General features: G+C 32.8%; 2 protein-coding genes. Both read right to left on the bottom strand.

The window, feature by feature from the left end:
- On the bottom strand, positions 1–1,347 hold a 1,347-nt coding region (locus Q0U66_RS05740), incomplete at its 3' end, for a hypothetical protein (RefSeq protein WP_297378581.1).
- Positions 1,340–2,889, bottom strand: a 1,550-nt coding sequence (locus tag Q0U66_RS05735; RefSeq protein WP_297378578.1) for a hypothetical protein, incomplete at its 5' end; no start/stop codon positions are given. The genes Q0U66_RS05735 and Q0U66_RS05740, both read right to left, overlap by 8 nt.

The raw sequence follows: 2,889 nt of genomic DNA, 5'->3' as shown, positions 1-2,889 counted from the left end.
CTTATCTGCCGTTTTTAATATTGGACTTGATAGGTTATTAATTGTTCCAAGATATGGAGTATGAAGAAATATAAGTTTATAAAACGAATTTTCATAGCCTCCATAACCAAGCATTAATGGTCCTAATTGAAGCGGTGTAGACATTAAATACGGAATGCTCCTACCTTCGTACTCTGTTTTATCATCTCTACGAATAATTTCGTCATTCTTATTTATTGAAAATTTATGCCCTAGAATATAATCTCCCCAATTAAATAAATACATATATTCACCAGAATAAGTAATTCTTTGAATATCATATTCTAGATCAAATTTGCTAATATCAACAGGATTATTAATGTTAATCTTGTATAACAAGTTATCATCATTTCCAGCACCAATAGCATATAGATAGCCGTCTTTTATGCAGCTATATACTCTCCTTTCGCAATAACTAGAATCTTGGTCCTTATAATCTCCGAGTTTGTATAAGCTAATGTCATTTAAAGACCATTCATCCACAGTAGTAGAATAATCTTTTTTGGAAATTCTCATCCTTATTAACTTATTGTACTTAGTCCCAAATCCATACCAATAACCATCTGGTCCGTTATAAAAACATGTTTCTTTCCAATAATATACTTTGTCAAAAAACTCCTTTGCATCTACAATCATTCTTTCTTCTTGATAATTTCCCTTTGTATATACTGGATCATTTAAGCCAATGTCTGTTATTGATTCTCTAAGTTTAACGATGTCTATAGAAGTCTTGTTTTTAGGCCAGATTGATATAAGCGTACTGTTTTCAATATCATATTCTACACAACCTTGGTAAATATCAGTAACAGCTCTATCAGAATTCATTTTTGTTTTATTTAAAAGTAGGAACGGGTCTCTTCCGTGAGTATCTCCATAGAAATATTTTCCTCCTCTATAATGGGTCAACGCCAGTGACGATATTCTTCCATTAGCTTGCGATGTAGAAAAATCCCATACAAATTTATATCCGTTTTCTATGGGAGAAGATTCTGTTAAGTTAGCCGACCCTCTTTTTGATGCATCCGTTGAATTAACATCATTTGAAGCATATCCAATAATCTTATTATCAGATGGTGGATATATTTTTTTAGGATCTTCATCAAGAGTGTTTTCAAATAATAAAATTCCACCATAGCATTTATTAGCAATTGGAAAAATCTCTTCGTGAAATTTTGTTACAAGTTCCTCTCCGACTGGATACATAAGTCCTGATGGATTTAGTCTTAATAAATCTGGAACTGCATTAGTTATTAAGTTTTCATCTTCATATATCTCCTTCGTATTTGTCCTCACATCAGTTAGTTCGATGACTGATTTACCCTTAAGCATTTCCTTCCTCCTTATCTTTAAATTCTGTAGTGATTTCTTCCTTATATTTTCCAAGCATTAATCCTTGATATTTAAATCTTCCTACCTTTTCATTAAATACTAGTAATCTTGGGACTTGACTTTCAACTTTGTATTCAGCCTTCAATTTCCTAAGCAGGAATGAATGACTAAGTTCTATTCTCTTCCAGGATTCATCAACTTTAAGCTTTCCATCCCAAGCCTCTGTAGAACCTAAAGATTGACCAGATATAGCTGCGATAGCATTATCTTTACCTATCATTGCTTGTCCTGATTCTAGCCTAATAAGCACTGAGAAGTTGTTCATCGTCTTTTCCTGAAGTTTAGTTAATGGATAAAATAGATTTAGAATGTGGTCACCACCTAAGTAGGTTTCTTTTGGAATGTGATGTTCTATTTTCGTATCATTAAAAACATAAGTAATAACCAGCCTTGTTGGTATTTCTACATTTTCATTAAAGTCTAATTCTTCTACTTCCTCTTTTTCTTCAAACTTTGGAGGATCATAGGCTTTTCCTTCTTCATTTAAAACCTCTACTTGTTTCTTAACCTTTCTAGATATCTTTCTAGTTTTTTCTTCAGTATCACAGATGATATTTAACAAGATAGATGCATTAAAAATTGCCTCCGTTTCTTTATTGGAGGCAAATTCTATACGAATTATTGGAGTATCTGTTGTTGAAATATTAAAGGCAGAATAGTTGGAGTAGGCATGAACTACTAATTTTTCAGATTCAATCTGATTTAACAGTCCTGCTATATTCTTATCATTCTTGCTTTTAGCCCTAGATAAGTATGGGTTCTTCCCTACACCAAGAATTCTATGTTTTCCATTTATCTTGTATTCAATGTCAGTAATAAGCCCCTCAATCTTTTCTTCTTCGTAAGAAATAGCTATTCTATCTCCTACATCGAGGCTGGGGTCTCCTATGGTTACCATATCAAAAGGTGTGTGGTGAATCTTACAAATTTCAGTAAGAAGAGCCTCACACATTCTTTTTCTTTTTTCTGGAAGTCCTAATTGCATAAGTGGATTTATTCCAAGATTCATAGTTAGGCCATCATCATTTTCTAAAGAATAGTATTCAGCTATTTTAGTCTTTGCATTTGTTGAGTTGATGGCTGTATATCTTGTCTTAAAATCTGATATTGATGAAGAAAATCTTTCTCTTGTTTTAATTTCAGTTGATATGCTTTCTGCATACTTGTTTAAAATTAATTTTCCATCACGACTAATCCCAGCAAAAGCACCTAGGGTCGATGCTATATAGTGAATAAAGTCCCTGTAAGTTTCAATATCATGGTCTTGGTAAATAGCCAGAACTTCCTCTCCATTTACAAAAGCTTTTACCTCATTTTCCGTCATGCCTAGTTCTACGTTGCACTTCTCACATGAAAGACTTAGTAGTTCAAAGGCTGTACCAAAGGTATCTGTTACTGGGAAGTTCTTATCAAACCTAAGCATATAATCATAGCCTTTTAGTTCTAAAATCTTCTTAGACCTATTTGCCTCAGTAACATCAA

This window comes from uncultured Helcococcus sp., assembly GCF_946998255.1.
Classification (GTDB): Bacteria; Bacillota; Clostridia; order Tissierellales; family Peptoniphilaceae; genus Helcococcus.
The sequence above is the reverse complement of the archived record's forward strand: the minus strand, read 5'-3'. Positions and strand labels throughout refer to the sequence as shown.